Below are 25717 nucleotides of genomic sequence, written 5' to 3'. Positions count from 1 at the left end.
GGGGTCAACCTCCCAGGTAGTCGCTGGACAGCCGGTCTTCGATCTCGTCGGGCGGGCCGGCCGCCACCACGCGCCCGTGCAGCATGAGCGCGGCGGTGTCGGCGATCGGCAGGACGGCGCGGGCGAACTGCTCCGCGACCAGTACCGACAGGCCGCCCTCGACCAGCTCGGCGACCGTCTCGTACATCCGGGTGACGATCATGGGCGCGAGGCCCATGGACAGCTCGTCGAGCAGCAGCACCGCCGGGTCGGTGCCGAGCGCCCGCGACAGCGCGAGCATCTGCTGCTCGCCGCCGGACAGGGAGCCGGCCAGCTGGTGGCGGCGCTCGCCGAGGATCGGGAAGCGGGCGTAGGCCTTCTCCTCCAGCTCCGCCAGCCTGGCGCCGGTGCCGGTGGCGGCCCACAGGTTCTCCCGCACCGTCAGGTTGGGGAAGATCCCGCGGCCCTCGGGGATCGAGCAGACGCCGAGGCGGGCCGCGTCCTGCGCGGAGATGCCGTTCACCTTGCGCCCCGCGAACCGGAGCTCCCCGCCGGACGGGGGGTGCAGGCCCGCGCAGACGCGCATCGTGGTCGACTTCCCGCCGCCGTTCGGGCCGAGCAGCGCCAGCAGCGAACCGGGCCTCAGCGCGAGGTCCACGCCGTGCAGGACCTCGATCGCGCCGTAGCCCGCGCGGACGTCCACGAGCTCCAGCAGCGGCTCGGCCTCCGGCACGGCGTCGTCGGCCGCGGCACGCGGCTCCGGGACGACCTCACTCATGGCCTGCCTCCTCAGTCCCGATGTAGGCGGCGATGACCTCGGGCGAATCCTTGATCTCCGCCGGCGTGCCGGACGCGATGAGCGCGCCGTAGTCGAGGACGTGGATGGTGGAGCACAGCTTCATGACGAGCGGCAGATCGTGCTCGACGAGGCAGATCGCGAGGCCCTCGCCGGCGAGGCCGGTGAGCATCTCGGCGAACGCCTCCGTCTCGCGTTCGGTCTGGCCGGACGCGGGCTCGTCCAGCAGCAGGACGCGCGGTGAGGTCATCAGCGCGCGCGCCACCTCGACGACGCGGGCCCGTCCGATCGGGATGTCGGACACGTCGCGGTCGGCGATGTCGGTGAGCCCGGTGCGTTCGAGGACCTTGTCGGTCTCCTCGTCAAGGTCGAAGCGCTTGCGGGTGTTGCTGCGCAGGATGTCGCCCGCTACGCGCACGTTGTCGCGGACCGAGAGCGACAGGAACAGCTCCAGTCGCTGGAAGGTCCGCGCCATGCCGCGCCGCGCGCGCTTGGCCGGGGACAGCCTGGTGATGTCCTCGCCGTCCAGGAGTACCTGGCCGGACGCCGGCTTCTGCAGTCCGGTGATGGTGTTGAACATGGTGGTCTTGCCGGCGCCGTTCGGGCCGATCAGCCCGGTGATCTGCCCCTCGTCCATGGCGAGGCCGACGTCGTTGACGGCCGTGTTGCCGCCGAACCGGACGGTGATGCCCCGGGTCTCCAGCAGCGACGTCTTGTCAGGCACGGGCCCCTCCCTTCAGGCCGAGTTCGCGGTCGAGTCGCGCGCGCAGTTCGTCGGTGTAGGGCTCGTCCACGCCGACGAGCTCCAGCGGTGTCGGGCGGGTGCGCCGCCCCTCGTCCAGGTACATGCGGCCGAAGACCGGCAGCAGCATGGCCGTGCACAGGGCGACGAGTGCGAACGTCCACGTCCCGATCACACCGGTGAGGGCCAGCAGGTAGAGGACGGCGCCCAGCGCCCCCGCCCCGTACAGGACGGGCTTGGCGTTCCGCGTCGCCCGGTAGCCCTCGAAAAGGTCGTGCAGGAAACCGCTCGGGTTCCTGCCGACGCCCATCCCGAGAAGCGCCGTGCTGACCATGACGAGGTGACCGATCGTGGTGTAGATGGTGGCCATGCCCTCGTTGTCCAGCGCCAGCTCGCTGAACGTGGACACGAGGACCGCCGAGCCGACCCCCGCCATCAGCCCGCCGATCAGGGCTCCGCTGATGTAGCCGATGCCCGCCACGACGACGAGCATCAGCAGGGCGAGGCTGCCGATGAACGTGAAGTTCTCCTGCGCGACGGTCCCGGTCGCGGCCGACATCAGCACGCCGCCGAGCCCCGCGATCGCCGCGGAGATCATGAAGACGCTCAGCTTCAGCCGGACCAGGTTCTGGCCGAGCATCGCCGACGCCGCCGGGCTGTCCTTCATCGCCGCGAGCCGCCGCCCGTACCCGCTGTTGCGCAGGGCGGCGAGCCCGACGGCGATCAGCGCGAACAGGACCGTCGCGGTCATCAGCGACGCCGTCCCGTTCCGCAGGTCGAGCGGGCCCGCCTTGAGCGGCGGGATGACCAGCGACCCGTCCGGGAACAGGGTGAACTTCATCCCGAACAGCTCGTGCTCGGTGGTGTCGCGCAGCACCATGTTGGACAGGAACTCGCCGAACGCCATCGTCGCGAGGGCCAGGTAGAGGCCGCGCAGGCGCAGCGCCGGCAGCGCGACGAGCCCGCCGACGAGTGCCGCGGCCGCGATGCCCAGCACGATGCCCTGGACGTTCATCCGCGCGTCGAGGCCGGTGCCGACCACCCCGGCGTGGAACGCCACGACGGTGGCGACCGCGCCGAACGCCAGCGGCGCGAGATTCAGTTCTCCCGCGTAGCCGGTGAGGACGGTCAGCGACAGCGCAATGATCGCGAACGTCATGCCGAGCGAGAACGTGGTGATCGCGCCGTCCGAAAGCAGCAGGCTGTAGAGGTACACGACCGCGACGAGCACGAGCCCCCACGCGGCCGAGGCCCGGACGGTCGGCACCCGGTACCGCTCGCGGGTCCGGACCGCGGCCCCGCGCAGCCGATCCTGGGGCAGCACCACCAGGACCACGAACAGCAGGATCATCGGCAGCGAAACGCGCAGGTTGCCGGTGAACGTGCCCGCCGACGGCAGGTAGGCGAGCACGTAGTTGGCGGCCAGGCCGAGCACCATCGCCCCGGCGAACGTGCGGGGGATGCTGCGCAGCCGGCCGAACATCGCCGCCGCGAACGCGTCGATCACCAGCAGCGTCAGCATGTTGGCGTCGAGCCCGCCGCCGCTGATGGGCACGATCAGCACCCCGGCGAGGACGGCGAGGGTGGAGCCGAGCGCCCACGACAGCATCGCGGCGCGCTCGGGGTCGTGGCCGTTGAGGCGCAGCAGGTCGGGGTCGTCGACCGAGCCGCGCATGACCACGCCGACCCGGCTGCGGGTGAACAGCACCCGCAGCCCGGCGGCGATCGCCACGGCGGCGACCAGGCAGACGATCTCGTGGTACCGGATCACCACGCCGGCGACCGTGATCTTCGCACCCGCACCGAAGAACATGTCCACGGTGTGGGCCTCATCCGGATTCCAGATCCACTGGGCCAGATAGACGGTGCCGAGCAGCACCCCCACCGTCACGATGATCTTCGTGACGTCGGCGGTGCCGCGCAGCCCCTTCATGATCGCGGTGTGCAGCGCGGCGCCCATCGCGGGACCGACCAGCCCGATGACGACGATCAGCGCGAGCCACACCGGCCAGCCCCACCGCTCGGTGAGGTGCCAGTACAGGAACGTGCCGAACATCGCCTGCGCGCCATGGGCGAAGTTGAAGATTCCCGAGGTGTTGTACGTGAGTACGAGCCCCGAGGCCGCGATGGAGTACACCGAGCCCAGGACGAGGCCCAGGATCGTGTACGTCAGGAACGTCGTCACTTGCTCACCGCCATGTGGTACCGCCTCCGGCGGGTCGGATCAGGAGGACTGGGGCTTGATGACGTCGCCGGTCAGGAACTTCGTCGAGATCCGGTCGTCGTTCAGCTTCGCGCCCCAGGTCTTCGGGTCCGTCTTGACGACGAACTCGGGGCCGCACTCGAACTCGCCGGGGTTCTTCGGCATGACCTGCTCGTACTTGGTCTTGTCGAGCTTCACCATGAGCGAGCACGACGCCGGCTTGTTGTTGCCCGGGTCGGTCGGCGCGTGCAGGCCGCCGCCCGTCCACTCGTGCACCTTCGCCAGCTCGTTGATCACGCACTGCCGGGTCAGGTCCGAGCCGCACTTCTGCGCGGACTGCGCCCACAGCAGGAACGACGAGGTGGCCTGCATGCCGAGCAGCGCGACCTTGCCCTGCTTGGCGTTGACCAGGTCCATGTACTGCTTGACCGCCGGGACCTTCTCTGCGTTCTCCAGCGGCTGGAAGATCATGCCGACGTGCAGGTTGTCACCCGCGCCGGAGGTGTTCCACTTGGCCACCATCGTGCTGTACCAGGTCGCCTCGAAGACGTACTTCGGCTTGGCGCCGACCCGCTCGATCGACTCCAGCAGGCTGAACTGGCCGGGGTCGGGCGAGTCGGACGACCACAGGTAGCCCGCGTCGCACTTCTTGATCTTCTCGGCGAACGGCATGTAGCTGCTCTCGCCCTTGTCGTTCAGCCGCACGCCGCACTCCAGCGGCTTGATGCCGATGCCCTTCATGGCGCTGGCGATCTTGCTGGTGCCGGTGCTGACGGCCGGGGACGTCGACAGCAGGAGGTCGGTCTTGTCCTTGAAGTCGGGGAACAGCTTCTCGGCGAGGCGGAGCCCGCCGATGTTCATCATGTCCACCGGGTACGGGACGGCCTCGTACTTCATCGGGCCCATCGCCGCGTTCGGGCCGACGGTGAAGCCGGCGACCGTCGGCAGCTTGCACGCCACCCGGTACTGCTCGGCGGCCTCGTCCATCGCGAAGCCCTGCCCGACGAGCATGAAGTCCTGCTTGCAGGACTCCTGCATCACCTTCGCGGACTGCATGTAGGCGGCGTCGTACTGGTTGCCCTTGATCTTGCGTCCGTTGATGCCGCCCTGCTGGTTGCACCAGTCGATCATGGCGGCGACGGCGTCGCCCATCTCCTTGGACAGGCCGGGCGCCGCGGAGAAGCCGCGGTCGTCGCCGAAGCCGATGGTGATGGCGTCGTCGGTGATGCCCTGGTCGGTCTTGCCCTTGGCATCGCCGGGGCCGCACGGGGACGGCAGCGTCCCGAACGTCTTGCCGGCCGCGGCGGCACCGCCCGAGCCGCCGCTCTCGGAGGCGCCGTCCGTACCCGAACGCTCGCTGGAACAGGACGCGGTGACGAGCGCCACCGCGAGGGCGCCTGCGGCGAGGCGCCCGATCTTGTCGACCTTCATTCGGTCGTACTCCTTTCACCGGCCGCCGGGGCGGCAAGTGGTGTTTTCGGGCAGGCGGGGGACGGGGTTCTCGGGGGTGCGGGCGACCCGCCCGGCGGCCCTCTGGTACGCCGGGCGAGGTGGTTCGCGTGTCTGTTGTCGCGGCCCGTTCCAGCGGGCCGGCGGGGTGGGACGTGGTCAGCCGAAGTTGGCCTGGCCGCCGTCCAGCGGGATCGTCGCCCCGGTGAGGTAGCGCATCGCCGGCTGGACGAGCGCGACCACGGCCTTGCCGATGTCGTCCTCGCAGTCGCCGATGTAGCCGAGCGGGATCGTCCTGCGGAACTCTTCGGCCGCCTCGGGGTTGTTCTCCGCCCACCACTTCAGCCCCGGGGACAGGGCGTGCGGGGCGATGTTGTTGGCGCGGATACCGTCCGGGCCCCATTCGGCCGCGGCGGTCCGGGTCAGCGACCGGAGGGCCTGCTTGGCGGCCGCGTAGGCGCCGTACGTGGCCGGGTCCCAGCGGACCATGGCGGACGTGACCAGGTTGATGATGCTGCCGCCGCCGCGCGCCTTCAGGTGCGGGTGGCACGCCCTCATGAACGCGAACGCGGCGAACGGGCCGGTCACGAAGCCCTTCTGGAACTTCCTGTCGCTCATCTCCAGCAGCGGGCCGTAGGAACCCGAGTAGGCGTTGTTGACGAGGATGTCGATGCCGCCGAACTCCTCGGCGACCCGCTCCACGACGCCGGGGATCGCCTCGGTGTCCGCGACGTCGCACCCGAACGGCTCGGCCCGCGAGCCGCGCTCGCGGATCAGCTCGCAGGTGGTGTCCAGCTTGGACTCCGTGCGGCCGAGCACGGCGATCGCCGCGCCCTCGGACGCCAGGGCGAGCGCTATGCCCTGCCCGACGCCCTGCCCCGCTCCGGTGACGATCGCGACCTTGTCGCTGAGGCTTCCCATTGGCTCTCCTACTCAGTCCTGCTTGCGCGCCCATCCCGGTCGACCAGCGTCGTGCCTGGTCAGTCCGGGCTGCTCAGTCCTGATGCGGTCATGGTGATGTGACCCGACGCACGTAGAAGGTCCAGTCCCGCTCAGCGGGAACGAGTTCGGCATGGAACGGTCCGTGACCGTCCCGCTCACCGGAATGCCCTGGTGGGGCGCGTGTCCCTCAGCCCACAATGGGCCGTCTCGGTTGCGAGGAGGGGTCCGATGGAGATGATCGCGAGACTGACCGGTCCCGGCGGCGAGTTCGAGTTGCGGGAGGACGAGGTGCTCGGCGCGCGGCTGCCCGTGTTCGCCAACCGCGCCCGCAGCCTCGGCGAGGTGCTCGCCCGTTCGGCGTCCTACGGCGACCGCGACTACATCGTCACCGCGTCCCGCCGGCTGACCTTCGCCGCGCACGCCGCCGCCGTCGCGTCGATGGCGAAGGCGCTGCGGGACGACCTCGGCGTCCGGCCCGGCGACCGCATCGCGATCAACGCGGCGAACAGCCCCGAATGGATCGTCTCCTTCTGGGCGGCGATCGCCGCGGGCGCCGTCGCGGTCGGCTACAACGCCTGGTGGACGCCGCGCGAGGTCGAGTACGCGCTCGGCCACACCGACCCGAAGATCGTGATCGCCGACGAGAAGCGGGCCGCGCTGACCGCCGAGGACGTGCTGACGGTCGAGAGGGACGTCCCGTCCCTGATGGCCCGCTACCCGGACGCCGAGCTGGACATCCCCGACGTCGCCGAGGACGACCCGGCGGTCATCCTGTACACGAGCGGCACGTCGGGCCGCCCGAAGGGCGCCGTCCATTCGCACCGGAACCTGACCTCGGTGATCGAGTACCACCGGTACAACGACGCCGTCATGGGGGCGTTCGGCATCGACGCCTCCTCCCGCCGGTACCTGCTCGCGCTGCCGCTGTTCCACATCGCGTCGCTGCACAACCTGGCCGTCCCGCGCCTCGCCACCGGCACCGCCGTGGTCATGCACCTCGGCGGCTTCGATGTGGACAAGGTGCTGAGCCTGGTCGAGAAGGAGAAGGTCACGAACTGGGGCGCCGTCCCCACGATGGCGCACCGCATGATGCAGCACGGTGATCTGGCGAAGTACGACCTGTCGTCGCTGACCGCGTTCGCGCTGGCCTCCGCGCCATCCTCGCCCGCGTTCAAGGAGCGGCTCCAGGCGGTGTTCCCGCCGGCGCGCGCCGCCCTCGTCGACAGCTACGGGCTGACCGAGTCGTGCACGGCCATCTCCGTCGCCACCCCGATGGACCTCGCGGAGGCGCCGGGGACGCTCGGCGCCCCGAACCTCGGCGTCCAGGTGGAGATCCGCGACCCCGAGGGCAAGCCGGTCCCGGACGGCACCGAGGGCGAGGTGTGCGCCCGCAGCGCCTACAACATGATCGGCTACTGGCGGGACCCGGAGGCCACCGCCGCGAGCATCGACCCGGACCGGTGGCTGCGCACCGGCGACATCGGCATGATCGACAACGGCCGGCTGCGGCTCACCACCCGCCGCTCCGACCTGATCATCCGCGGCGGCGAGAACGTCTACCCGATCGAGGTCGAGAACGCCATCGCCGAGTACCCGGGGATCTCCGAGTGCATCGTCGTCGGCGTTCCGCACCCCGACCTCGGGCAGGAGGTCGCGGCGGTCGTCGTCGCCGCCGGCGCCCCGCCCTCGGCCGACGATCTGACGGCCTTCGCGAAGGAGCGCCTCGCCTACTTCAAGGTCCCGTCCCGCTGGCACGTCACCACCGACCCGCTCCCCCGCAACGCGACCGGAAAGGTCCTCCGCAAGCAGATCGAGACCGAGATCTCCTGACGTGCGGACGGAGACCGTGCCGCCGGCATCGCGGTGGGACCGCGAACTGTCAGGGGTCGCTGGTTGGCTGACCGGTGCCGCCGACGAGACGAGAGGCCCGCCGTGGACGAAGAGCGTTTCTGGAATCTGATCGAGACGGCGTGGGCGCCGCTGGGCGCCGAGGCCGGTGCGGCGCGCCGCGCCCTGGCCACTCGCGACCTCGACGAGGACGCCTACGAGCTGCCCGCCTTCGCCGTGGTGGGGAAGGCGCTCGACGAGTTCATCGGCAACCTCCGCCGGCTCGCCCGGGATCTGCCCGCCGAAACGCTGACCGACCTCGACCGGGTGCTGGAGCGCAAGCTCCACGACATCGACCGCTCCGACGTCCATGCCGTGACGGACGGCTCCGACGACGGTTTCCTATACGCGCGCGGCTTCATCGTGGCGCTCGGCCGCGACTTCTACACCGCCGTGGCCGCCGACCCGCGCACGGCCATCCTGGACGCCGACTGCGAGGAGATGTGCTACCTGTTCGCGCATCTGTACCGGGAACGGTTCGGCGCCTTCCCGGATACGGGTTCCGGCATCACCCGCGAGTCCTGCTCGAACCCGGCCGGCTGGAGAGACTGACGGCGTATCGCGGGAGGAGTCGCCGAGGCGGGCCGGGCGGGGCGACCGGATCGGGCGCTGGTCGTGGCTGCGGGGTACCTCGGTCACCGGCGTCGGCCGTCGTGTTCAGGTGCGGTGGGCGTGGGTGAGGAGGGCGGCGGCGGGGCCGGACGGGGTGGTGCCGGTCCGCCACACGGCGCGCAGGGAACGTTCCAGCGTCACGCCGTCGATCGCGATCCCGGCGAGGACGCCGGTGGCCAGGTCGGCGGCCACGACGAGGTCGCTGATCAGCGCCGGTCCCGCGCCCGCGACGACGGCGTTGCGGACGGCCGTGCTGGAGCCGAACTCCAGCAGCGGCGGGGCGAGGTCCAGGCCGTGCGCGGCCATCGCCTGCCGGGCCGCCTGCCGGGTGCCCGAGCCCGCCTCCCGGGTGATCAGCGGGGTCGCGGCGACCTCGGCGGGCGGGACGGGACGCTTCCGGCGCGTCCAGGGGTGGCCGGGCGGCGCGACGAGGACGAGGCGGTCACGCGCGACCGTCCGGGAGCGGAGCCCGCTCGGGCGGCCCGGCGACTCGATGAAGCCGATGTCGACCTCGCCCTGCCGCGCCAGCTCGCAGACGTGCGCGGAGTTCGTCACCTGCATGCCCACGTGCAGGTCGGGGTCGGCGCGGCGCAGCTCCCCGATCCAGGCGGGCAGCAGGTGCTCGGCGATGGTGAGGCTGGCGGCGACCGTGAGGTTGCCGGTGTGCTCGCCGCGGAGGGCCTCGACGCCGTCCGCGAGCGCGTTCAGGGCGTCCAGGACGCGCTGGGCCCAGCCGGTCACCAGCGTCCCGGCGGGGGTGAGGGACGAGCCGCGGCGGGTCCGGTCGACGAGCCGGACGCCGAGCCGGCGTTCCAGCCGGGACAGCCGCTTGCTCGCGGACGGCTGGCTGATCCGCAGCTCCCCGGCGGCGGCCGTCAGGCTGCCCCGCTCGGCGACCAGGACCAGCAGCCGCAGCGAGTCGACGTCGGGGTGAGGGGCCATGCCCCCAGGCTATGACGTGAGGCCGGAACGGCCGGTACCGGGCGTGCCGGGCGAGCGGAAGCCTCGGACGCATGAGCACTCTGGAAGCCGTCCGTCCCGAGCGGGCGAGGCCGTGGTGGGAGCGGGCGGCGCCGGGCCTCGCGGTGGCGGCGGTCGGCGCGGCCGTGGCGATGGCGGTCAACCGGCTCGTCCCGGCGCTGAGCGCGCTGACCGTCGCGGTGCTCCTCGGGGTGCTGATCGGCGGGGCGCTGCCGGCGGCGGCGGAGTGCGGGCTGCGGTGGGCGACACGGGCCTTCCTGCGTGCCGGCGTGGTCCTTCTCGGTCTCCAGCTCAGCCTCACCGAGGTGCTGCGGCTCGGGCCCGGCATGCTCGCGGTGGTCGTGGTCACCGTCGTGGTCGCCTTCGGAGGGACGCTCCTGCTGGGACGGTTGATCGGCGTGCCGCGCGGTCTGGGGCTGATGGTGGCCACCGGGTTCTCGATCTGCGGGGCCTCGGCGATCGTGGCCATGGACGGCGTCGCCCGCAGCCGCAAGGAGGACGTCGCCACCGCGGTGACGCTGGTGACGATCTACGGCGGTGCCGCGATCGCCGCCGTCCCGTTCCTCGGCGCCCATGTGCTCGGGCTGGAGCCGGAGACGCTCGGCATGTGGGCGGGGCTGAGCGTCCACGAGGTCGCGCAGGTCGTGGCCGCCGCGTCCCCGGCCGGCGCGGCGGCGGTCGGCACCGCCGTGGTCGTGAAGCTGACGCGGGTGGTGCTGCTCGCACCCATGGTGGCGGGGATGGGCGTCATCGAGCGCAGGGCTGGCGGCGCCGACGGGAAGCGCCCGCCGGTGATGCCGCTGTTCGTCGCCGGGTTCCTGGTGATGCTGCTGGTGCGCAGCGCGGGCGTCGTACCCGGCTTCGTGCTGGCCGGCGCGAAGGAGGTCTCGACCGTGCTGCTCGCGGCGGCGATGTTCGGGCTGGGGACGTCCGTCCGCGTCCGCTCCCTGCTGCGGACGGGACGGCGCGGCCTCCTCCTCGGCCTCCTGTCGACCGTGCTGGTCGGCACCGTCTCCCTGGCCGCCCTCAGCCTCCTCGGGCACCGGTGAGGTCCCCTGGGCCGCTCCAGTCGCTCGTCCAGGACCTCCCAAGCGCGCCCCGTCACTCCGCGGACCCGGCCGTGAGCCGATCGCCGAGGGGGCTCCGCCGGTACAGGACGTGCCGCCCGTCGCGGGTCCGGGTGAGCAGGCCCGCGGCGTGGAGGACCCGCAGATGCTGGGAGACGGCGCTGGGCGTGACGTTCAGGCGGCGGGCGACCCCCACCGTCGGCAGCGGTTCGCCGAGCATGTCGAGCAGCGCCGCACGGCGGGCGCCGAGCAGGGATGCGAGCGCGGTCGCGTCCGGTGCCGGCGGCGGAGTCCACAGGGTGGCCACGCCGCGGCTGGGGTAGGCCAGGCTCGGCGGTTCGCCGGGGTGGACGGGCGGGGCGGGCTTGTGGACGAACACGGCCGGCATGAGGAGCAGCCCGCGCCCGGACGCCGCCACATGGTGCCGCCCGATCATCTTGTCGATGTAGAGCACCCCGTCCTCCCAGCGCAGGTTCGGGTGCATGTCGGCGAACAGCAGCCGCGCGCCCCCCATGGCCAGCCGCCGCGCCCGGTAGGTCATATCGGCCTCCAGCACCAGCCGCATCTGCGGCCACACCGGCTCGACGGCCGTCCGCCAGTGGCGTCGCAGCAGGTCGCACGCGGCGTCGCGAACCTCGGCGGCCGCCGCGTCGTCCGCGGGCGCGTCCCGGACGAGGGCGGCCTCCATGTCCCTTCGCACAATCTCCGGGGGCGTCCGCCGGACAACGGACAGTTCGTCCTCGAACACCGGCGCGAAGGTCGCGGGGCGCGGCGCAAGGAAGTCCGGCATGGCCAGCCTCGCGCCGACCAGGGACGTCAGCGAGCGGACGTCGCGCGGGTCGAGCCGGGCGAGCGCCGACCTGCGCCACGGCAGGTGCAGCGCCTGCAGGCCGGGCTCCCGCAGCACCCGCAGGCTGAGCACCGTCTCCGTCAGGGGCGACAGGGCGAACCGGGTGTCCGCGAGGTCCTCGACCCCGAGCCCGAAGCTGATCATTAAGCCCCAGGCTACATTCATTGGCCGTCGAGCCCGCACCGCGTGCACTTGCCTCCGGAACCGAACGGAAGGAAGCGCACATGAAGGGCTTCGACCCGAGGACGAGCTTCGGCCACGAGGTGTCCAGGCGCTACGACGCCGAGGACACCCGAGGCGACGAGGAGCAGACGGTGGCCTTCCTCGCCGATCTCGCGAACGGACGCCCGGCGCTCGAGTTCGCGGTGGGCACCGGCCGCATCGCACTGCCGCTGACACGGGCCACCGGCGTGCGGGTGGACGGCATAGAACAGTCGCCGGACATGGTCGACCGGATGCGCGAGAAGCCGGACGGCGACGGGATCGACGTGACCATGGGTGACATGTCCCGCGTCACGACCGGGCGCACCTACGGGCTCGTCTACCTGGTGTTCAACACGATCGGCAACATCCTCGGCCAGGACGACCAGGTCCGGTGCTTCCAGAACGCCGCCCGCCATCTGGACGACGACGGGGTGTTCGTCCTCGAATGCCGCATCCCGACCGCCCCGGCCCGTCCCGGGCATCAGTTCGTCGATCCGGAGCACATTGACGCCGAGAGCGTCGGCCTGGACATCTGCCGGTACGACCCCGTTACGCAGATCCTGGACGAGAACCATGTCCGCATCAGCACATCGGGAATCATCTTCGACCCCATCAGGCTCCGCCTGGCTTACCCGCCCGAGTTCGACCTGATGGCCCGCCTCGCAGGGCTCCGGCTGCGCGAGCGGTGGGGCGGCTGGAGGGGCGAACCGCACACGTCCGAAAGCCGGCGCCACATCAGCGTCTACGAACACGACCCCGCCGCCGACGACTGAACCCCGGGGACTGACCTGGGTCGTTTCGCAGGGTTTTCCGCTCGGCGTGTCACAGGGGGCGCGGCCGTCTCGTCTCGGGTCTCGAAGACGGGTTCATCAGAAGCACCCTGAGGAGCGGGACACGGTCCAGGAGACCTGGCTGCGGTACACGACCTCCCCGACTCGGCCCTCGTCCGTCAAGTCCTTCCTCTCGGCGGTGGTCACCCGGATATCGATCGATGTCCTGCGTTCCGCGCGGCTGCGCCGGGAGCAGTACGCCGGGCCGTGGTTCCCTGAGCCGCTGCTGACCGACCCCTACCAGGATCCGGAGCGCGCGGCGGAACTGGCCGACTCCCTCTCGATGGCGGCACTCCTGCTGCTCGAACGGCTCAGCCCGCTCGAACGGGCGGTCTTCGTGCTGCGGGACGTGTTCGGGTTCGGCTTCGACGAAGTCGCATCGGCCGTCGGACGCTCCGAGGCCGCGTGCCGCCAGCTCGCGGTCCGGGCCCGCCGCCACATGGATGCGGGCCGCACCCGCTTCACCGCCGACCGGGCCGAGCGCACGGAACTCGCGGGACGGTTCCTGGACGCCTTCCGGGAAGGGGACGTCGACGGACTGCGTGAGCTCCTGGCCGCCGACGTCCGGATGGCCGGCGACGCCGGCGGCAAGGCGCCGCAGCTCGGCGACCAGATCATCGGGCTGGAGAAGGTGGCGCAGGCGCTCGCCTGGTCCGTCTCGCGGTTCGTCCGGGCCGGTGCCGTGCTCGAAGAGCGGGAGGTGAACGGGCAGCCGGGCGCGATCGTCCGCGACCGGGACGGCAAGGTCCTCAGCACGTGGGCGCTCGACATTCTCGACGGCCGGATCCAGACGATCCGCACCGTGAACAACCCCGACAAGCTGCGCCATGTGGGCCCAGTGGCCGACGCCTGGAGCGCCCTACGCGCAGCGAACCAGCCCATTTCGGATTGACGAGGCTGGGACGCTGGTCCCTCTGCAAACCTTGGGAGGGAGATCTCCACGCCATGGAGTCGCCGGATGGCCCGGCAGAATGACGCCTGCTGTGCCGGGCCGGCCGTCCGAGCACGGCCGCGTGATCGCCCCGCCGAAACCGGTTGAGCCGTCCGTCCGCATTCCCGTAGGTTGCTGTCGCCCCGTCGCATGAGGACAGAGGACGAACCCGCGTGACCCCGCCTGCTCTTCAGACCTGACATCTTCTTCCGCTCACCTGTAGCCGACCCTCTCGTCGGCTCTGCCGGGCTGCCCGCGCGCGCCCGGTCATTCAGCGCTTGAGGCCGCGCCTGATCGGTCTCGTGGGCTGCCGGTCGGAGTCGGCCACCACCGGCGAGGGCAGGTTCCGCGTCAACGCCAACAGCAAGATCCTTTCGGTGTGGCTGCTCGTCCGCTGCGTGTCCTGCGACCGGACGAGCAAGCTCACCGTGCACCATCACCCAGGGGCTCGGCCTCAGCAGGAACCAGGTGCTGCGCCGAGTCAAGTGCGACACTCCGCTGCGCCGTCCGACGAGCACCGGGTTCACCTTCACCGTGCTGCCCGCTGACTAACGGAGATGCGGCCGGCGCGCCGGGCGTCGGCCGCGTCGTCCGAGGCCCGGGCGTCAGCGGGGGCGGGGCGGGTGTTTGGCTATGAAGAGGCCCTCGGCCGACACGCAGGTTTCGCCGTTCGCCTTGATCTCGCCCGTCGTGCGGATCTTGCGGCCGTCCACCGAGACCTGGCGGGCGGTGATCGTCAGCGGTTCGAAGAGCGGGGTCAGGTGGTGGTAGCGGACGGTCAGCTCGGCCGTCACCCCCGAGGCGCCCGCCCAGCCGTTCGCCACGCCGAGAGTGTGGTCGAGGAGGAGGGCCGAGACGCCGCCGTGGACGCTGGACGGCGGCCCCTGGTACGGCAGGCCCAGCGTCGCCACGGCCTGGATGGTGTGGGAGTCCACGGCCGTGTATTCGAGCGGCGGCGCGATCGGGTTCTCCGGGCCCGTGACCGGGTCATGGCGGGTCATGCCGTCGCCGCGCCACATGTTGACCAGGCGGTCGTCCAGGGGCGGCGCCGTCGCCTCCAGGTCGTCGGCCACGGCGTTCAGGCGGTCGGCGATGCCGGACATGTCGGCGTCCGTCATCTCGCCGGAGCGGACGAGCGCGTCGATCACGCGGCGGGCCGCCTCGACGGCGGCGTCCACTCCGGCGGGCCGGGTTTCGGAATGCAGGTCGATCGTCATCACGCAACCGGGTCCCGGGGCAGGCCGAGGAGGCGCTCGCCGATGATATTCAGTTGCACGTCCGTCGTGCCGCCCGCGATCGACATGTTGCGGGAGTTCAGGAACATCCAGGCCGGGTCCTTCATGCCGCCTTCGCCGCGGCCGGAGAGCGCTTCGGGGCCGATCCAGTCCATGGCGGTCTCCCACACCTGCTGGATGTGCTCCACGCCGATCAGCTTGCCGATGCTCGACTCGGCGCCCGGCTGCCCGCCGGCGAGGGAGCGCAGCGTGGTGCGCAGGCCGAACAGGCTGCTCGACTGGGCGTCGCAGAGGATGCCGCCGAGCGTGGTCAGGCGCTCGTCGTCGGCGCCCGCCGCCAGCTTGAGGAGGGCCTCGCCGCCGCTGCCGAGGGACGAGTCGTTCGAGAGCGAGACGCGCTCGTTGGCGAGGGTCGTCCGGGCGAGCTTCCAGCCGTCGCCGGGGGCGGAGACCAGGAGGTCGTCCGGGATGAACACGCCGTCGAGGAACACCTCGTTGAACAGGGTGTCGCCGGTCAGCTCGCGCAGCGGCCGGATGTCGATCCCCGGGGACTTCATGTCCAGCAGGAAGTACGACAGGCCCTTGTGCTTCGGGACGGACGGGTCCGTGCGGGCGAGCAGGATGCCCCAGTCGGCCTCGCGGGCCATGGACGTCCACACCTTCTGCCCGGTGATCGTCCAGCCGCCCTCGGCCTTCTCGGCCCGCGTGGACAGCGCGGCGAGGTCGGAGCCCGCACCCGGCTCGGAGAACAGCTGGCACCAGCGGATGTCGCCGCGGAAGGACCCCGGCAGGAAGCGCTCGTGCTGGGCGGGCGACCCGTGCGCGATCAGCGTCGGCACCACCCAGTTGCCGATGATCATGTCGTGCGCGCGGAGGCCCGCGGCGCGCATCTCCTCGGCGATGACCAGCTGGGCGACGGCGTCCGCGCCCTTGCCCCACGGGGCGGGGAGGTGCGGGGACGTGTAGCCGCGGTCGGCCAGGTACGTCACGCGCTCCCTGCCCTCCAGGGCCTTGGCCGGCTCCAGTTCGGCTCGGACCTCCGCGCGGACCTCCTCGGCCTCGGGCGGCAGTTCGACGCTCAGTTCGCGGCGGACGCCGTCCAGGGTCAGGCGCGCGACCCGGCGGCGCCACGACGCGGTGGAGCCGAGCAGGATGCGGAGGGTCTGCGCCCGGCGCAGGTAGAGGCTCGCGTCGTGCTCCCAGGTGAAGCCGATGCCGCCGAGGGTCTGGATGCAGTCCTTGGCGGTCTGGAACGCGGCCTGGACGCTGGTCGCGCCCGCGACGGCCGCGGCCAGGGACGCCTCGCGCGGGTCGGGCTCGTCCTGGGCGCGGGCGGCGTCCCAGGCGCAGGCGCGGGCCTGCTCGGCGTGCGCGAGCATCCGGGCGCAGCGGTGCTTGACGCCCTGGAACTGCCCGATCGGGCGGCCGAACTGCTCGCGGACCTTGGCGTACTCGGCGGCGGTCGCTGTCGCCCAGTCGGCCAGGCCGGACGACTCGGCGGCGAACAGCACCGCCGCGAGGTCGCGGACGGTCTGCGTCCCGATGTCCAGGACGGAGACGGCCGCGTTCGCCGGCTCGACCGTGCCCAGGCGGCGGGTCAGGTCGTGGCTGGGCAGCTCGTCGACGACGGCCGCGCCGCGGGGCAGGACGACCCAGGCCGTCCCGTCCCCGTCCCGGGCCGGGACGACGAGGACGTCCGCCAGCGGAGCGCCCAGCACCGGGCCCGAAACGCCGGTCACCGTGACCTCGGAGCCGGAACGGGCGAGGGCGAGGCTCCCCGCGTCCAGGCCCACCGCGCCGGCCGCGCTCCCGTCCGCGAGGGACGGCAGGTGCCCGGCGTGTCCCGCGCGGGACAGCACGGCGCTCGCCAGGACGGTCGGCAGGAACGGCCCCGGGACGATGGCGCGCCCCAACTCCTCCAGGACGACGGCCAGCTCGACCAGGCCGTAGCCCGCGCCGCCCGCGCTCTCCGGAAGGTGCAGCCCGAGCAGTCCCTGCGCGGCGAGGTCGTCCCAGAACGCCGGCGCCTTCTCCTGCTCGGCGTCCACGGCGAGGCGCACCGCCGAAGGCGTCACCTGCCGCGACGTGAACGCGCGCACGGCGTCGCGCAGGTCGCGGTGCTCCTCGGTCAGCCCGATGGTCATGCTTCAGATCCGTTCGATGATGGTGGCCGTGGAGTGCGCGCCGCCCGCGCACATCGTGACGAGGGCGGTCGACGTGTCGGACCGCTCCAGCTCGTTCACGGCCTGCGTGATGAGGCGGGCGCCGGTCGAGCCGACCGCGTGGCCGAGGGCGATGGCGCCGCCGTTGACGTTGACCTTGTCCATGTCGGCGCCGAGCACGGACGCCCACGACAGCACGACCGACGCGAACGCCTCGTTGATCTCGACGAGGTCGATGTCGGACAGCTTCATGCCCGCCCGCTCCAGGACGTGCCGCGTCGAGTCGATCGGCCCGTCCAGGTGGTAGTACGGGTCGGACCCGACCATCCCGGACGCGACGATCCGGGCGCGGGGCCGCAGCCCCAGCTCGGCGGCCCGCTCGGCGGACATCAGCAGCACCGCGGCGGCCCCGTCGCTGATCTGGGACGAGTTGCCGGCGGTGTGGATCCCGTCCGGGATGACGGGCTTCAGCCCGGCGAGCGCCTCGGCGGTCGTGTCGCGCAGCCCCTGGTCGCGGGTGACCACGGCCGTCTCACCGGTCGGGCCCTCCTTGGTCATGATCGGCGCCTCGATCGGGAGGATCTGCCCGGCGAACCGGTCGTCGTCCCACGCCGCCTTCGCCTTGGCCTGCGACGCGAGCCCGAGGGCGTCGGCGTCCTCGCGGGTGATGCCGCGCTTCTTCGCGATGCGCTCGGCGGCGGTGAACTGGTCGGGGTAGTCGATGTCCCAGCCCTCGGGGGCGGGGCTGCCGGTCTCAGGGGTGCTCGCCTGGCCGAGGAACACCCGGCTCATCGCCTCGACGCCGCAGCCGATGCCGGTGTCGATCGCTCCGGACGCGATCAGCCCGGCGATCATGTGCACGGCCTGCTGGGACGACCCGCACGCGCAGTCGATCGTCGTGCACGCGGTCGTGTAGGGCAGGCCCGCGTACAGCCACGCGTTGCGGGTCACGTTGTTGGACTGCTCCCCCGCCTGCGTCACGCAGCCGCCGACGACCTGCTCGACCGCCGCGGCGTCGATGCCGGCGCGGTCGAGCAGCCCGCGCTGCGTCGCCCCGAGCAGCTGGGCCGGGTGCAGCCCGGACAGGGCGCCGCGGCGCTTGCCGACCGGCGTCCGGACGGCATCGACGATGACGGCCTCAGGCATGGAATGTCTCCTTAGTTCTCGGTCAGGACGCGCTTGGCCCAGCGGTAGTCGGCCTTGCCCGACGGGGAGCGGACGATCGCGTCCGCGAAGGTCACCACGGCGGGGATCTTGTAGCCGGCGAGGTGCTCGCGGCAGTGCGCCCGCAGGTCGTCGACGGCCGCGGACGCCCCGGGCCGCAGCTCCACGACGGCGGCGACGCGCTCGCCGAAGCGGTCGTCGGGGACGCCGGCGACCAGCGCGTCCATCACGGCGGGGTGCGACTTGAGGGCCTGCTCGACCTCCTCGGGGAACACCTTCTCGCCGCCGGTGTTGATGCAGCCGGAGCCGCGCCCGAGGACGACGACCGTGCCGTCGGCCTCGACCCGGGCCATGTCGCCGAGGATCGTCCAGCGTGTGCCGTCGATGACGGGGAACGTCCGCGCCGTCTTCTCCGGGTCGTTGTGGTAGGCGAGCGGGACGTTCCCGGAGCGGGCGAGGTAGCCGACCTCGTCCGAGCCGGGCGGGACCGGCTTCAGGTTCGCGTCCACCACGGTGACGCGGGGGTCGGCGGCGAGCCGCATCAGGCCGTCCGCGCCGATCGCGATGGTGCCGTCCGCGCCCGACTCCGACGCGCCGAACGCGTTGTTCACGTGGATGCCGGGGATCAGCCCGGCGAACTCCTCCTGCACGCTGCGCGACAGGATCGCGCCGCCCGACCCGAGCACCTTGAGGGACGACAGGTCGTACTCGGCGCCGTGCGCGCGGATCGCGTCGGCGAGCGGGCGCGCGATCGCGTCCCCCACCACCGCGACGATCATGGGCTTCTCGCGGTCGATCGTGCGGAGCGCGTCCATCGCGTCGAAACGCCGCATCAGGATCGACTTGCAGCCGGTGAGCATCGCCATGAACAGCGTGTAGGACGCGGCGCCGTGCATCAGCGGCATCGTCAGCAGGTAGCTGAGCTCGAACCCGGTCTTCGCGCCCTCGACGAGCTCCTCGACGGTGCGGCGCGGCTCGCCGTACGGGTTCCCGCCCTTCACGGCGGCCATGTAGAAGTCCTCATGCCGCCAGACGACGCCCTTCGGGTTGCCGGTCGTGCCGCCCGTGTAGAGGACGTAGCGGTCGTCGGCGCTGCGGCCCTCGCGCAGGGACGGGTCGGGCGAGCCGGGCTCGGACACGTAGTCGGTGACGCTGATCCGCGACGGCCACTCCGGCTTCTCCGCCGTCTCCCCCGTCCGGACGACCGAGACGACGCGCAGGTCGGGGCATTCTCCGGCGACGCGGGCGGCGGCCGGCGCGAACTCGTCGTCCACGACCAGGGCCGTGAGCCCGGCGTCGGTGTAGAGGTACAGCAGTTCCCGGTCGGTGTACCGGTAGTTGATGTTGACCGGCACGGCCCGGATCTTCAGGCAGCCGAGCATCGCCTCGACGTACTCGGTGCCGTTCAGCATGTGCAGGCCCACGTGCTCGCCCGGCGCGATGCCCGCCGAGCGCAGCCGGCCGCCCGCCGCGTCGGCCCGCGCGTCGAGGTCGGCGAAGGTCAGGCTGCGGTCGCCGCAGACGAGCGCCGTGCGGCCGGGGACGGCCGCCGCCACGGCCTCGAAGAGGGTCGCCAAGTTCAGCGTCATGGCCGCGAGACTAGAATTGGTTCTCATCGGAGGGCAAGGGCCGTCCCGCTCAGCGGTCTTCGCCTTTCACTCCACCTGCGGACACCCACTCAGCGGGACCGCGCCGCGGGCGGAACTAGAATTCGTACTAGCCTCCGGACGCGACCTGAACACCGATCCCGGAGGCTGCGATGAACGCTGACCTGTCCCTGGCGGGCCGTACCGCCATCGTCACCGGCGCGGGCGCCGGGCTCGGCCGTGCCGAGGCCCTCGCCCTGGCCGCGCAGGGCGCCAACGTCGTCGTCAACGACATGGGCCCGGCGGCCGACGACGTCGTCGCCGAGATCACGAAGGCGGGCGGCGGGGCCGTCGCGGTCAAGGGGGACGTCGGCGACTGGTCGATGGGCGACACGCTGGTGTCGGCCGCCGTCGACACGTTCGGGTCGCTGGACGTCCTGGTGAACAACGCGGGCGTGCTGCGCGACAAGATGCTGTTCAACCTGTCGGAGTCGGACTGGGACGACGTCATCCACGTCCACCTGAAGGGGCACGCGTCGGTGTCCCGCGCCGCCGCCGTGCACTGGCGCGCCGCGAGCAAGGCCGCCGGCGGCCCGGTCTACGGGCGCGTGGTCAACACCGCGTCGGAGGCGTTCCTGTTCGGGTCGGCGGGCCAGCCGAACTACTCCGCCGCCAAGGCCGGCATCGTGGCGCTCACGCTGTCGACGTCCGCGGGCCTCGGCCGGTACGGGGTGCGCGCCAACGCGATCTGCCCCCGCGCCCGGACGGCGATGACCGAGGCGACGTTCGCCGAGGGCACCGCGCCCGGCGGCGTGGACGTGATGGCGCCCGAGCGGGTCGGCACGTTCGTCGGCTACCTGGCGTCCCCCGCGTCCGAGAAGATCACCGGCCAGGTGTTCGTCGTGTACGGCGACATGGTCGCGCTGATGGCCGCCCCGACCGTGGAGCAGAAGTTCACGGCGGCCGAGGGCGTCTTCTCCGTCGAGGAGTTCGGCGCGCAGATCACGCCGTACTTCGACGGCCGCGACCCGCGGCAGACCTACGCCGCCTACAGCGTCGCCGCGCTCGACGACACCGGTACCAGCAAGTACTGATCACCCGAACCCGCCGGTGGCCGCCTTCGGCGCGAGGGGCGGCCACCGGTGTTCCATCCGGTCGTGCTCAGAAGAGGGACGCCTCGCGCAGGGTGGCCTCGGCGCCGCCGTCCACGTAGATGACCTGGCCGGCCATGTGGCTGTTGACCGGGGAGATCAGCCAGCGCAGCGCCTCCGCGATCACCTCCGGGTCGGCGTAGCCGTTCAGCGGCATCGGGACGGCCTCGTTCATGATCTCGAACATGGCCTCGTCCGCGAACAGCGGCTCGGTCATCGGCGTCTTCACCACGCCCGGCGCGATCGCGTTCAGCGGGATGCCCGCGCCCGCCCACTCCGGGGTGGTGCAGACCCGGCGCATCCACTGCGCGAGCGCCGACTTCGACGACGGGTACAGCCGGCCGCCGGCGCCGCTCTCCTCGACCTTCGTCGCCGCCGCGATCGCGGCCGGCTCGTCCAGGTCCAGGCAGGCGCGGACGACGTCGTCGTCCACCGGGTGGGTGCCGGAGATCGAGGCGACGACGGCGGCGCGCGGCGACTCCGCCGCCGCGAGCGCGGGACGCAGCCCGTCCAGCAGCCCGACGACGCCGAAGTAGTTCACCTTGACCGGCATGATCGTGAAGTCGGAGACGCCGGCGCAGGCCACGACGGCGTCGAGCCGCCCGCCGGCCTTCTCCAGGGTCTCCCCGACCGCGCTCGCCCGGCCCTCGGGGACGCTCAGGTCGGCGCAGACCTCCGCGTCGCGCAGGTCGATCCCGATGACGGTGTCGCCCGCGTCCCGCAGCATCCCGGCGAGGGCCTCGCCGATGCCGGACGCCGAGCCGCTGACGGCGATGGTGCGTGCCATGGTCACTCTCCTAGGTGTGTGCGCCGCCGTCGACGCGGAAGTCGGCGCCGGTGTAGTAGGCGGCGTCGGACGACCCCGCGAACGCGATCGCGGCGGCGATCATCTCCGGATCGGCGGCACCGTAGTAGGACCGGATCTTGGAGAAGTAGTCGAGGTCGAGGCCGGGCGGGAACATGTCGGCGGACCGGATCAGCGGCGTGTCGACCGCGCCCGGGGAGATCGGCACGACCCGGATGCGCCGGGCGGCCAGCTCGGCGGCGAGGCTGAGGGAGAACGCCAGCACCGCGCCCTTGGACGCCGAGTACGCCGTCATGTACGGGTTGCCCTGCGTCGCCGACAGCGAGGCCGTGTTGATGATCACGCCCGTCCGGTCCGGGAGGTGCTTCAGCGCCTCGCGGCAGAACAGGGCGGTCCCGACGAGGTTGACGGAGAACAGCCGGTTCAGGTCCGCCACCGTCAGCGTCTCGATGGGGGTGGTCTTGTGGACGCCGGCCACGTTGACGAGGACGTCGATGCCGCCGAGCGCCTCGGCCGCGCCCGCCACCGCGGCGATCACGGCGGCCTCGTCGGTCACATCGGCCGTGCGGGTGGTGATGGTGCCGGGCCCGGTGACCGCCTCGGCGGTCTCGGCCAGGCCCTTGTCGGAGATGTCCACGCCGTAGACCGCGGCGCCCTCGGTGGTGAGGCGGATCGCCGTGGCCCGTCCGATGCCGGACCCAGCCCCGGTGAGCAGCACTCTCACGCCGTCATAGCGATTCATGGCGGCACGCTAGCCGCTGTCCCGGACCGTCCGCCGGGACCATCCCGATCACTGGGAGGGGCGCGCGGCGTTCGACCGGGGCGCGAGGAGGAGCCGGCAGGCGAGGCGGATGTCGCTCTCCACGTCCGCCATGGACGCGCGGCCGTTCAGGCTCGACTGGAGCACCCCGTACCAGCACTGCATCAGCAGCCGGACGAGCGTGACGTCCTGCGCGGTCGGGACCTCGATGCCCACGGCGCGCAGCAGGATCTCCCGGAACGTGCTGTCGATGTGGATCGTGTCGGCGACGGTCGCGACATGCGCGGTGTTCGACGCGTGCAGCATCGACGCCGACAGCACGGGCTGCGTCATCAGGCTCCGGCTGGCCTGCACCAGCAGGTCGGCGACCGCGTCCTCGGGCTCGACGCCGGGCGCGGGCTCGGAGACCTGCTCGCGGAGCCGGTCGACCTGCGCCGCCATCACCGCGGTGAACAGGTGCACCTTCGACGGGAAGTACCGGTACAGCGTGCCGATCGCGACCCCGGCCGCCTTCGCCACCTCGTGCATCTGGACGCGTTCGAGGGACTTCTCGGTACCGATGCGCGACGCGGCGCGCAGGATGCGCTGCCGCCGGTCGTGCTGCTCGGGTGAGCTGGGCTCGGCGGACATCCTCGCCGCTGCGATCCTCGCCACGGTCCTCCCTCCGGGTCCGTCGGTGCGGCTGACGCCGGTGTGCTGACTAGGAACAATATCCAGAACGCGCGCCGTCCCCGCGATCGGCGATACCGGTCAGTGGGACGGGACGCCCCGCCGCGGCGCGGCCCGCGCTTACCTTGTGCGCGCGCCGGGATCGTGCGGGCTGGAGGGGACGTCACGTGGGGAAATGGGACGACGAGTACGACGTGGTGGTGGCCGGCTCCGGGGCCGGCGCGATGGCCGGTGCGCTCGCGGCGGCCTCGACGGGGCTGCGGACGGCCGTGCTGGAGAAGACCGGGGTGCTCGGCGGGACGTCCGCGTACTCGGGGTCGGCGATCTGGCTGCCGGGCACGCGGGTGCAGGAGCGGGCCGGGATCGGCGACTCGACCGAGTCGGCGCGCACGTACCTGCGGGCGCTGCTGGGCGATGACGGCGCGGCCCACCGCGAGGCGTTCCTGGAGACGGCGCCCCAGGTGGTGGAGTTCCTGGAGAAGGACCCGGCGCTCGAATTCCGGTTCCAGGCGTTCCCCGACTACTTCGACGCGCCCGGACGCATGGACATGGGGCGTTCGTTCGTGCCGCTCGAACTGCCGGTGGAGCGGCTCGGTGAACTCGCCGGGCTCGTCCGCCCGCCGGTCGACCGGGACCGGGCGGGGCGCGGGCACTCGTCCAAGCCGATGGCGCAGGGCCGGGCGCTGATCGGGCGGCTGCTGCTGGCGCTCACCGCGACCGGCGCCGGCGTCGTGCGCACCGAGACCCCGCTGACCGGCCTGATCGTGGAAGACGGCCGGGTCGCGGGCGTCGAGGCCGGCGGGCTCCGGCTGCGGGCGTCGCGGGGCGTGCTGCTGGCCGCCGGCGGGTTCGAGTCGTCGGCCGGCCTGCGGGCCGCGCGCGGCGTGCCGGGCGGCGCGGACTGGACGATGGCCCCGGACGGCGCGAACACCGGCGACGCGATCGAGGCGGCCGTGCGGATCGGCGCGTCCACCGGGCGGCTCGACCAGGCGTGGTTCTGCCCCGGCCTCCTCACCCCGGACGGGCGGCCCGCGTTCACGCTCGGCTTCCGGGGCGGGCTCATCGTGGACGGCTCCGGACGCCGCTTCGCCAACGAGTCGCTCCCCTACGACCAGATGGGCCGCAAGCTGGCCGCCGCCGAGGGCCCCTTCCACCTGATCTTCGACGCGCGTTCGGACGGGCTGCCGGCGATCTCCGTCCCGCCGCTGACGACGGATGAGCAGCTGGCGTCCGGCCGGTGGGTCCAGGCCGGGACACTGGAGGAACTGGCCGGGAAGATCGGCCTTCCCGTCGACGTCCTGACCGGGACCGTCGCCCGCTTCAACGGCTTCGCCGAGAAGGGCGTCGACGACGACTTCCACCGCGGCGAGGACCCTTACGACCTGTACTTCTCCGGCGGCAGGCCGTGCGTGGTGGCCGTCGACGAGCCCCCGTACTACGCGGCGGAGGTCGTGCTCAGCGACCTCGGGACGAAGGGCGGGCTGCGCACCGACCCCGACGCCCGCGTCCTGGACGCCTCGGACCGTCCGATCCCCGGCCTCTACGCCGCCGGCAACACCAGTGCCTCGTTCACCGGCCCGGTCTATCCCGGTCCGGGCATCCCGATCGGATCGGCGGTGGCGTTCGCCTACCGCGCCGTCCAGGACATCAAGAGAAGCAACCCGTGAGATCCATGGGTAGGGGTGCCGTAGCGACCGTCACCTGAGCCGCCGGAACCGCGCGCGTTCGTCAGGGGGTCTTCGGATGCGGGACGTCCGCCGGGCTGTCGTGCGCCGTACCGGCGGGTTCCGTGCGTGAGAGCGCGGCGAGGAGTCGCAGTTTCTCGTCGCTGTCGCTGCCCTTGTCGGGGTAGTAGACGACGAGGATGACTTCGTCGATGGGGAGTTTGTCGCGGTGGAGCCGTAGTTCACCGACGACGGGGTGGCGGACGACGGTGGTTCCTCCGTCGAGGTTGCGGACGTCGTGTCGGGCCCACAGGGTGCGGAACCGTTGACTGGCGAGTGCGAGTTCCCCGACGAGTTCGACGAACCGGGGGTTGTCGATGTCGTCCCCGATGGTGGTGCGAAGAGCGGCGATGAAGCTGGCGGCGGAATTCGCCCAGTCCTGTTGGAAGGCTTGTTCCTCGGGGTCGAGGAACAGGGAGCGGAGCCGGTTCTGGCCGGGCCGAAGGCGCGGGGAGAACGCGACGGCCATCGGGTTGGAGGCCAGGACGTCGAAGGCGCGGCCTTCGACGAACGCGGGGATCTCGAGGTGGGCGAGGAGTTGGTGCACCCGTGCCGGTACCTGCTCGGGGCGCCTGCGGCGCGGCGCCCTCGCGCGGACCGCCGCGAGGCCGAGCAGATACGTCCGTTCGACGTCGTCGAGCTGCAGGACGCGCGCGAGTGATTCGAGCACCTGAGGTGAGGGGTTCCTGTCGCGGCCCCGTTCCAGGCGCAGGTAGTAGTCGGGGCTGATGCCCGCGAGCAGCGCGACCTCCTCACGGCGCAGGCCGGGGACGCGGCGGTTGCCGCCGGGCGGGAGTCCCGCCTGCGCCGGGGAGATCAGCTCGCGTCGCGCACGCAGGTAGCCGCCGAGCCGGTTGCCGGATTCCTCGTCCTTCATACCCACACGGTAAGGCGGTGCGCGCGTCTCAGCGGGGGTCCTGGCAGGACCAGGGAGCACGGGGGCTCTGCCACTTGCGGCGAACGCCGTCAAGACTTGCGGCAGCGCTGT

At 72.1% G+C, this 25717-nt stretch carries 23 protein-coding genes; 8 read left to right on the top strand and 15 right to left on the bottom strand.

Annotated elements, in window-relative coordinates; all coding sequences use genetic code 11:
• Positions 1-4: 4 nt before the first annotated feature.
• From AL2_RS18760 to AL2_RS18740, 5 genes are all read right to left on the bottom strand, one after another.
• Positions 5-757, bottom strand: a complete 753-nt coding sequence (locus AL2_RS18760) for an ABC transporter ATP-binding protein (protein WP_067635171.1) — start codon at positions 755-757, stop codon at positions 5-7.
• Positions 750-1499 carry an ABC transporter ATP-binding protein gene (locus AL2_RS18755; protein ID WP_067635170.1) on the bottom strand — a complete coding sequence of 250 codons (750 nt, stop codon included), beginning with the start codon at positions 1497-1499 and terminating at the stop codon, positions 750-752. Before AL2_RS18755 ends, AL2_RS18760 begins: the two co-directional genes overlap by 8 nt.
• Positions 1492-3702, bottom strand: a complete 2211-nt coding sequence (locus tag AL2_RS18750; protein WP_067635169.1) for a branched-chain amino acid ABC transporter permease — start codon at positions 3700-3702, stop codon at positions 1492-1494. Before AL2_RS18750 ends, AL2_RS18755 begins: the two co-directional genes overlap by 8 nt.
• Before the next feature lie 39 nt (positions 3703-3741).
• Positions 3742-5151: a type 1 periplasmic-binding domain-containing protein gene (locus tag AL2_RS18745; protein ID WP_067635168.1), complete on the bottom strand. Its 1410-nt coding sequence runs from the start codon at positions 5149-5151 to the stop codon at positions 3742-3744.
• A 177-nt stretch (positions 5152-5328) separates the two neighbouring features.
• Positions 5329-6090 (bottom strand): SDR family NAD(P)-dependent oxidoreductase, encoded by a 762-nt coding sequence (locus AL2_RS18740; RefSeq protein WP_067635167.1) that lies wholly within the window; start codon positions 6088-6090, stop codon positions 5329-5331.
• Positions 6091-6339: 249 nt separating this feature from the next.
• On the opposite strand from AL2_RS18740, the gene casG reads away from it, so the two are divergent.
• Together casG and AL2_RS18730 are read left to right on the top strand one after the other, a co-directional pair.
• Positions 6340-7941, top strand: coding sequence for a steroid-24-oyl-CoA synthetase (casG, locus tag AL2_RS18735; protein WP_067635166.1), 1602 nt, complete (start codon positions 6340-6342; stop codon positions 7939-7941).
• 102 nt (positions 7942-8043) lie between these two features.
• Positions 8044-8550, top strand: coding sequence for a DUF4240 domain-containing protein (locus AL2_RS18730; RefSeq protein ID WP_245666724.1), 507 nt, complete (start codon positions 8044-8046; stop codon positions 8548-8550).
• Between the two features lie 105 nt (positions 8551-8655).
• Here the strand turns inward: AL2_RS18730 and AL2_RS18725 are convergent, their stop codons facing one another.
• Positions 8656-9552, bottom strand: a complete 897-nt coding sequence (locus AL2_RS18725; RefSeq protein ID WP_067635164.1) for a LysR family transcriptional regulator — start codon at positions 9550-9552, stop codon at positions 8656-8658.
• A 71-nt stretch (positions 9553-9623) separates the two neighbouring features.
• On the opposite strand from AL2_RS18725, the gene AL2_RS18720 reads away from it, so the two are divergent.
• Complete coding sequence (locus AL2_RS18720; protein WP_067635163.1) at positions 9624-10640, top strand: YeiH family protein; 1017 nt, start codon at positions 9624-9626, stop codon at positions 10638-10640.
• A 52-nt stretch (positions 10641-10692) separates the two neighbouring features.
• Here AL2_RS18720 and AL2_RS18715 read toward each other — a convergent pair whose 3' ends face one another.
• Positions 10693-11652, bottom strand: coding sequence for an ArsR/SmtB family transcription factor (locus AL2_RS18715; protein ID WP_067635162.1), 960 nt, complete (start codon positions 11650-11652; stop codon positions 10693-10695).
• A gap of 80 nt (positions 11653-11732) precedes the next feature.
• Here AL2_RS18715 and AL2_RS18710 point away from each other — a divergent pair, with 80 nt between their 5' ends.
• The 3 genes from AL2_RS18710 (at position 11733) to AL2_RS36485 (ending at position 14021) form a co-directional block, all read left to right on the top strand.
• On the top strand, positions 11733-12485 hold the full coding sequence (locus AL2_RS18710) for a class I SAM-dependent DNA methyltransferase (protein ID WP_067635161.1): 753 nt from the start codon (positions 11733-11735) through the stop codon (positions 12483-12485).
• A gap of 46 nt (positions 12486-12531) precedes the next feature.
• A complete protein-coding gene (gene sigJ, locus AL2_RS18705; protein WP_083946654.1) occupies positions 12532-13434 on the top strand; it encodes an RNA polymerase sigma factor SigJ in 903 nt (300 codons plus the stop codon).
• A gap of 341 nt (positions 13435-13775) precedes the next feature.
• Positions 13776-14021: a DUF1062 domain-containing protein gene (locus AL2_RS36485; RefSeq protein WP_439951368.1), complete on the top strand. Its 246-nt coding sequence runs from the start codon at positions 13776-13778 to the stop codon at positions 14019-14021.
• 57 nt (positions 14022-14078) lie between these two features.
• Here the strand turns inward: AL2_RS36485 and AL2_RS18700 are convergent, their stop codons facing one another.
• Genes AL2_RS18700 through AL2_RS18685 form a run of 4 tightly spaced genes read right to left on the bottom strand, consistent with a single transcriptional unit; the run spans position 14079 to position 19623 of the window.
• Entirely contained in the window at positions 14079-14690 is a 612-nt protein-coding gene (locus AL2_RS18700; protein WP_067635372.1) for a PaaI family thioesterase, read from the bottom strand.
• Entirely contained in the window at positions 14690-16852 is a 2163-nt protein-coding gene (locus AL2_RS18695; RefSeq protein WP_067635160.1) for an acyl-CoA dehydrogenase family protein, read from the bottom strand. The genes AL2_RS18700 and AL2_RS18695 overlap by 1 nt, the downstream gene beginning before the upstream one ends.
• 3 nt (positions 16853-16855) lie before the next feature.
• Positions 16856-18016 carry a steroid 3-ketoacyl-CoA thiolase gene (locus tag AL2_RS18690; protein WP_067635159.1) on the bottom strand — a complete coding sequence of 387 codons (1161 nt, stop codon included), beginning with the start codon at positions 18014-18016 and terminating at the stop codon, positions 16856-16858.
• An 11-nt stretch (positions 18017-18027) separates the two neighbouring features.
• Positions 18028-19623, bottom strand: a complete 1596-nt coding sequence (locus AL2_RS18685; RefSeq protein ID WP_067635158.1) for an acyl-CoA synthetase — start codon at positions 19621-19623, stop codon at positions 18028-18030.
• Between the two features lie 170 nt (positions 19624-19793).
• Between AL2_RS18685 and AL2_RS18680 the strand changes: the two genes are divergently transcribed.
• Entirely contained in the window at positions 19794-20714 is a 921-nt protein-coding gene (locus AL2_RS18680; protein WP_067635157.1) for an SDR family NAD(P)-dependent oxidoreductase, read from the top strand.
• Positions 20715-20781: 67 nt separating this feature from the next.
• Here the strand turns inward: AL2_RS18680 and AL2_RS18675 are convergent, their stop codons facing one another.
• Genes AL2_RS18675 through AL2_RS18665 form a run of 3 tightly spaced genes read right to left on the bottom strand, consistent with a single transcriptional unit; the run spans position 20782 to position 22990 of the window.
• Positions 20782-21558 (bottom strand): SDR family oxidoreductase, encoded by a 777-nt coding sequence (locus AL2_RS18675; RefSeq protein WP_067635156.1) that lies wholly within the window; start codon positions 21556-21558, stop codon positions 20782-20784.
• A 10-nt stretch (positions 21559-21568) separates the two neighbouring features.
• Positions 21569-22318, bottom strand: a complete 750-nt coding sequence (locus tag AL2_RS18670) for an SDR family NAD(P)-dependent oxidoreductase (RefSeq protein ID WP_067635155.1) — start codon at positions 22316-22318, stop codon at positions 21569-21571.
• 48 nt (positions 22319-22366) lie between these two features.
• Positions 22367-22990, bottom strand: coding sequence for a TetR/AcrR family transcriptional regulator (locus tag AL2_RS18665; protein ID WP_174550858.1), 624 nt, complete (start codon positions 22988-22990; stop codon positions 22367-22369).
• A 182-nt stretch (positions 22991-23172) separates the two neighbouring features.
• Between AL2_RS18665 and AL2_RS18660 the strand changes: the two genes are divergently transcribed.
• Positions 23173-24672 carry an FAD-dependent oxidoreductase gene (locus tag AL2_RS18660; RefSeq protein ID WP_083946653.1) on the top strand — a complete coding sequence of 500 codons (1500 nt, stop codon included), beginning with the start codon at positions 23173-23175 and terminating at the stop codon, positions 24670-24672.
• A gap of 61 nt (positions 24673-24733) precedes the next feature.
• On the opposite strand, the gene AL2_RS18655 is transcribed toward AL2_RS18660, so the two are convergent.
• Positions 24734-25606, bottom strand: coding sequence for a helix-turn-helix transcriptional regulator (locus tag AL2_RS18655; RefSeq protein WP_067635153.1), 873 nt, complete (start codon positions 25604-25606; stop codon positions 24734-24736).
• Positions 25607-25717 lie beyond the last annotated feature (111 nt).

The organism is Actinomadura latina NBRC 106108 (assembly GCF_001552195.1).
Lineage (GTDB): Bacteria > Actinomycetota > Actinomycetes > Streptosporangiales > Streptosporangiaceae > Spirillospora > Spirillospora latina.
The sequence above is the reverse complement of the archived record's forward strand: the minus strand, read 5'-3'. Positions and strand labels throughout refer to the sequence as shown.